Origin of the sequence: Vibrio sp. 10N.222.48.A3 (genome assembly GCF_041475345.1) — a bacterium.
Lineage (GTDB): Bacteria > Pseudomonadota > Gammaproteobacteria > Enterobacterales > Vibrionaceae > Vibrio > Vibrio tasmaniensis_A.
In genome coordinates this window covers 1-5,467 of sequence record NZ_JBFRVX010000273.1, presented here as the reverse complement: position 1 = coordinate 5,467, position 5,467 = coordinate 1, and the positions used below count along the sequence as shown (strand labels likewise).

The window sequence follows — 5,467 nt, the reverse complement described above, 5'->3', positions numbered from 1 at the left end:
ACTGAAATCAGTGGCTTTTTAGAGTCAACCCATATCAGAATGGATTAAAATTAGCTGATAAAAGTTGACGTACTCTTCGATTTCTAATCGATTTCTTTGTCTTTAGTCATAGATAAAAGCCAAAGAGATACGGCTGCAACACCTGCAAAGCCACCAAGAATGATAACTGGCATAGCGCTGTAACCTAGGATGTGCCAAATTACGTTCTCTAAAGTACTCATTCAATCGCTCCTTATTGCCAGCCTTCAACGCCGTGCATGTCTGGTAGTTTGTGTGCGATACCTTTGTGACAGTCTACACACGTTTTTTCACCAGAAGCTAGCGCTGTCGAGTGTTGTTTCGCACTACGAGGGCTCTGCTCTGAGAAGTCCATGTAATCGAACTGGTGACAGTTACGACACTCAAGTGAATCATTCTTTTTCAATCGAGCCCATTCGCGTTCTGCTAAGTGAGCACGACGTGCTTTGAACTTTTCTTCAGTATTGATGGTTTTCGCAATAAAGTGTGCGTATAGCTCTTTAGAAGCCTGAACCTTACGAACAATTTTATCTGTCCACTCATGAGGTACGTGACAGTCTGAACAGATAGCACGAACACCAGAACGGTTAGAGTAGTGAATTGTTTCTTGGATTTCAGCAACGATAGGTGCGTGACAACCAGAACAGAACTCTTCCGTATTGGTTGCTTCCATACCTGTGTTGAATGCACCCCAGAACAAAAGACCACCCGAGAAACCCAAGAATAAAACAACGCCTACCGCTGCTTTACTTGGTGTCGCGAGTCTTTTCCAAAACGCTTTAAGTAATTTTATCATATATAGCCTCTCTTACAGTCCGGCTACGATTAACGCAGTGAATCTACAGGTTTGAACTCGTTCTCAACTAGCGGTTTAGCATTAGCTTGAGGTACGTGACACTGTAGACAGAAGTAACGACGAGGTGAAACATCAGCAAGTACCGCATCTTCGCGGTTCATGTAGTGAGTTACACTCACTTTAGTTGCACCCATTTCTTTTGCGTTTTTCCAGCTATGACAAGCAAGACACTTGTTAGCGTTAAGAGACACTTCATAGCTACGAATAGTATGAGGCACTAAAGGTGGTTGGTATACGTAGTCACTCTCAAGTACTTGGTCACGAGGAAACTTTTTGAAGTCATCTGCTGCGCGAGTTGCTTCAAGTTCACTTGCACCACGTAGAGATTCTACGCCACCAATGCCGCCTGGGTTATCCAGCTCAGCTTGAGCTTGAACTGCACCAGCTAGCAAAAGACCAGCTGATAGTAGGGCAGTAATCAGTTTTTTCATGGTTAATTTCTCCGCCTAAAGGCTAATTCTTTGAGTGGACTACTTCCTTCAAAAAGTGATGAAAAAAGTAGTCGCAATATTAAATACGTTAGATCTTGTATCTAGGTTCGAAAAGCGCTTGGCTCTTAAGAAACCTTAGTGATCTTAACTGGACACTTCTTGTAATCCGTCTGCTTAGACAGAGGATCCGTTGCATCCAAGATCAACTTGTTGATCAGAATTCTTGCATCAAAGAATGGTACGAATACCAAGCCTTGTGGTGGACGGTTACGACCACGAGTTTCAACACGAACGCGTACTTCACCACGTTTGTTTTCGATAAGAACTTCATCACCACGGCGAAGGCCACGAGCTTTAGCGTCAGCAGGGTGGATGTAACAAAGTGCATCCGGTACTGCTTTGTAAAGTTCTGGTACACGACGAGTCATAGTACCTGTGTGCCAGTGCTCAAGAACACGACCTGTACATAACCACATGTCGTATTCGTCGCTTGGCACTTCTGGTGGTGCTTCGTAAGGAGCATTGATGATAAGAGCTTTACCATCTGGTTTACCGTAGAAATCCCAACCAGAACCTTTCTTAGCGTATGGATCTGAACCTTCTTTAAAGCGCCACAGTGTTTCTTTACCGTCAACAACAGGCCAACGTAGGCCACGGACTTTGTGGTAAGTGTCGTAAGGTGCTAAATCGTGACCGTGATCGCGACCAAAGGCTGCGTATTCTTCGAATAGACCTTTTTGAACGTAGAAACCTTGAGCTTGAGCATCGTCGTTAAGCTCTTGTGCTTCAGACAGTGGGAATGCATCAACGTTGCCGTTTTTGTACAGCACGTCGTACATGGTTTTACCACGATACTCAGGTGCTTTAGCTAGAAGCTCTTCGCCCCAAACTTCTTCAACAGTGAAGCGTTTAGAGAACTCCATGATTTGCCATAGGTCAGACTTTGCTTCACCTACGGTTTTAACTTGTTGGTACCATGCTTGTGTACGACGCTCAGCGTTACCGTAAGCACCTTCTTTTTCAATCCACATTGCTGTTGGAAGGATAAGGTCAGAAGCTTGAGCTGTTGCTGTTGGGTACGGGTCAGAACATACAATGAAGTTGTCTGGGTTACGGTAACCTGGTAGACGTTCAGTGTTGATATTTGGACCAGCTTGCATGTTGTTGTTACACATTACCCAGTACGCGTTGATCGTACCATCTTTTAACGCACGGTCTTGCGCAACAGCGTGTTTACCCGGTTTAGGTGGGATAGTGCCTTCTGGAAGCTTCCAGATGTCTTCTGCAATCTTACGGTGTTTAGGGTTAGCAACCACCATATCTGCCGGTAGACGGTGAGAGAACGTACCTACTTCACGAGCTGTACCACATGCAGATGGTTGGCCAGTAAGTGAGAATGGGCTGTTACCTGGAGTAGAAATCTTACCTGTAAGAAGGTGGATGTTGTACACAAGGCTGTTCATCCATACACCACGAGTATGTTGGTTCATACCCATAGTCCAAAGTGACATTACTTTGATGTTTGGATCTGCGTATTGCTTAGCCAGCTTGATAAGGTCATCTTGAGATACACCTGACATTTCAGATGCTTTTTCAACGGTGTATTCAGCAACAGAAGCTTTGTAGTCTTCGAAGCTGATATCAGTCATTTTACCTGAGTTAGGGTTCGCAGCGGCTTTCTGTAGTGGGTCATTGTCACGAAGGCCGTAACCGATGTCTGTTGTTGCTTGCTTGAAGTTCGTGTGTTTGTTCACGAATTCCCAGTTCACCGCATCGTTTTGAATGATGTAGTTAGCGATGAAGTTAGCAATCGCTAGATCTGATTGAGGTTCGAAGATGTAACCTGTGTCTGCAAGCTCGAAAGAACGGTGGTAGTAAGTAGACAGTACGTTTACTTTAACGTGTGGGTGGCTTAGACGACGGTCTGTAATACGAGTCCATAGTACTGGGTGCATTTCTGCCATGTTTGAACCCCACAGTACGAATGCATCTGCGTGTTCAAAGTCATCGTAACAACCCATTGGCTCATCGATACCGAAAGTACGCATGAATGCACCTACCGCAGATGCCATACAGTGACGAGCATTTGGATCGATGTTGTTTGAACGGAAGCCCGCTTTCATCAGCTTAACCGCTGCGTAGCCTTCCATTACTGTCCACTGGCCGGAACCGAACATACCAACGCCTGTTGGACCGTTCTTCTTCAGAGCGGCTTTCCATTTCTCAGCCATTACGTCGAAAGCTTTGTCCCAAGATACTGGTGCAAAATCACCATCTTTGTGGAACTCACCATCTTTCATACGAAGAAGAGGCTGTTCAAGACGGTCTTTACCGTACATGATTTTTGAAAGGAAGTAGCCTTTAATACAGTTAAGGCCTTTGTTTACAGGTGCTTCTGGGTCGCCTTGAGTCGCGACCACTTTACCGTTTTGAGTACCAACTAGTACCGAACAGCCCGTACCACAAAAACGACAAGGCGCTTTATCCCACGTGATTTTTGTTTGATCAGAGCTAGCAATCAGGTTGGTTGCTGTTGCTGGTAGAGTTACACCTGCAACGGCTGCCGCTGATGCAGCTGCGTTTGCTTTCACAAACGCGCGTCTTGTCATTTTCATACTTCACCCTCAAGTTGAGAATTGTTGCTTCCAGTTTCTAAATCCGTTTCGTCTAGTCCAGTCTCGATTTGGTGATAAACCAAAGCTGTCCCTAAAACGTTCGTAATATTATTAATTTCTTCGATGGTGTCCGTAACAAAACCTTGGTTCTCGGTTTCTAGGACCACGATGATTTTGCCTTCAGGGCTACTGCCGTAGATTTCCGCATTATCGTATTGCTCGATTTGTGCTTTGATCTCGTCTAGATGCTCTGGGCTCACATGCACGACTAAACTTGATATATGCACTTCATTTAGTGCCATAAATTGCTCTCGTTATTTTTGTTTTATGCATTACTCACAAGAATAGCCGAAGTAGGGCAAACTGCTACGCAGGCTCCACAACCGCTACACTCATCTAACTCGATTTTTGGTAGAGCAACACTGCCTGCTCTAAGTTGAAATTGAATCGCCATAGGTTCACACATGTCACCACAGCTTCGGCATTCAACATTTTGTTGGGCCAAGCATTTATCAGAGATAGTTGCTTTTGCCAGCCAAGGCGTTTCTTCCTCGGGTTTAAAAATTGGCTCTGGACAAACGTCTGCACATTGATAACAGAATGTACATTCGTCTTTTGAGAAGTCGACAGTAGGAAAACCACCGTCGCCGACAATGATGATGTGTGTCTCGCAACTTTCGATGCATTTACCACAACGTGTACAATCATCTGCGAAGCTTTCTAGACTTTTAATCCAAGGCAATCGAATTTGGCTTGAATCTACTTTTCGCCTAGAAAATAGGCGTCGTCTCGATAGGTCTACCACTAAATGCCTACTAATGTTGCTAAGATGTTGTAATTGTAGATCATTGTTTCGTTAATATCTTGTCATTTATCCTCACAAGTAGTGTAGTTTTAGAAATATTTGTATAAATACCCCTTAAGGGCTAAATAGGATCCTATATTGTCTTAGATCAATAAATTATGAAGCGTTTGGTCACATATTGAATGGAGCTCTGTTTTTTGATGTGTGACAATAGGTTCCCGATAGCCATTTTTATACCTTCAGGATATTAACTTTGCTTATTAAACCTGTTTCATCTGTGACGAGTACAATAGCTAAATCATTGCTATTTATATTGCTCCTTTCAGTTGCCACCACCGGTTTTGCTATTTTTACATTGGCGTCCAGCCTTAATGATGCCGAGGCGGTTAATGTGGCTGGCTCGATGCGCATGCAAAGCTACCGTTTAGCGCATGATATTCAAATAGAATCAGTGGATTACGATTCTCATATTCGTGAATTTGAAAGTTCCCTTTATTCCACATCGATGACTAATTTGGTGAGTTGGGAAGTGCCAACTGATATTACAAATGATTATTATTTAATAATTGGCCGTTGGCATGAATTGAAGCAGGTCTTAAATAGCGAAGATAGAAAACACTACCTGGTACTTGTTGAAAATTTTGTTATTGAAATCGACCGCTTTGTTTTTAAGTTACAAGAATTTTCAGAAAATAAATTAATTAAATTGGCATGGGCTGGTGGTATAGGTCTAGGTGGAATA

Annotated in this window: 7 protein-coding genes; 1 reads left to right on the top strand and 6 read right to left on the bottom strand. The window is 43.5% G+C overall.

Annotated elements, in window-relative coordinates:
• Positions 1-83: 83 nt before the first annotated feature.
• The 6 genes from AB4653_RS08990 to napF all read right to left on the bottom strand — a co-directional run bounded on the left by AB4653_RS08990 (position 84) and on the right by napF (position 4,725).
• Positions 84-221, bottom strand: a complete 138-nt coding sequence (locus tag AB4653_RS08990; RefSeq protein WP_009845457.1) for a TIGR02808 family protein — start codon at positions 219-221, stop codon at positions 84-86.
• 11 nt (positions 222-232) lie between these two features.
• Positions 233-814: a NapC/NirT family cytochrome c gene (locus tag AB4653_RS08985; RefSeq protein WP_009845456.1), complete on the bottom strand. Its 582-nt coding sequence runs from the start codon at positions 812-814 to the stop codon at positions 233-235.
• A gap of 29 nt (positions 815-843) precedes the next feature.
• A complete protein-coding gene (locus tag AB4653_RS08980; protein ID WP_009845455.1) occupies positions 844-1,305 on the bottom strand; it encodes a nitrate reductase cytochrome c-type subunit in 462 nt (153 codons plus the stop codon).
• Positions 1,306-1,430: 125 nt separating this feature from the next.
• Entirely contained in the window at positions 1,431-3,920 is a 2,490-nt protein-coding gene (gene napA / locus AB4653_RS08975) for a periplasmic nitrate reductase subunit alpha (RefSeq protein ID WP_009845454.1), read from the bottom strand.
• Entirely contained in the window at positions 3,917-4,222 is a 306-nt protein-coding gene (locus AB4653_RS08970) for a chaperone NapD (RefSeq protein WP_009845453.1), read from the bottom strand. The genes napA and AB4653_RS08970 overlap by 4 nt, the downstream gene beginning before the upstream one ends.
• A 23-nt stretch (positions 4,223-4,245) precedes the next feature.
• Positions 4,246-4,725, bottom strand: a complete 480-nt coding sequence (gene napF, locus AB4653_RS08965) for a ferredoxin-type protein NapF (RefSeq protein ID WP_017097479.1) — start codon at positions 4,723-4,725, stop codon at positions 4,246-4,248.
• A 253-nt stretch (positions 4,726-4,978) separates the two neighbouring features.
• Between napF and AB4653_RS08960 the strand changes: the two genes are divergently transcribed.
• A partial coding sequence (locus AB4653_RS08960) for a type IV pili methyl-accepting chemotaxis transducer N-terminal domain-containing protein (protein WP_372103896.1) occupies positions 4,979-5,467 on the top strand: 489 nt, incomplete at its 3' end.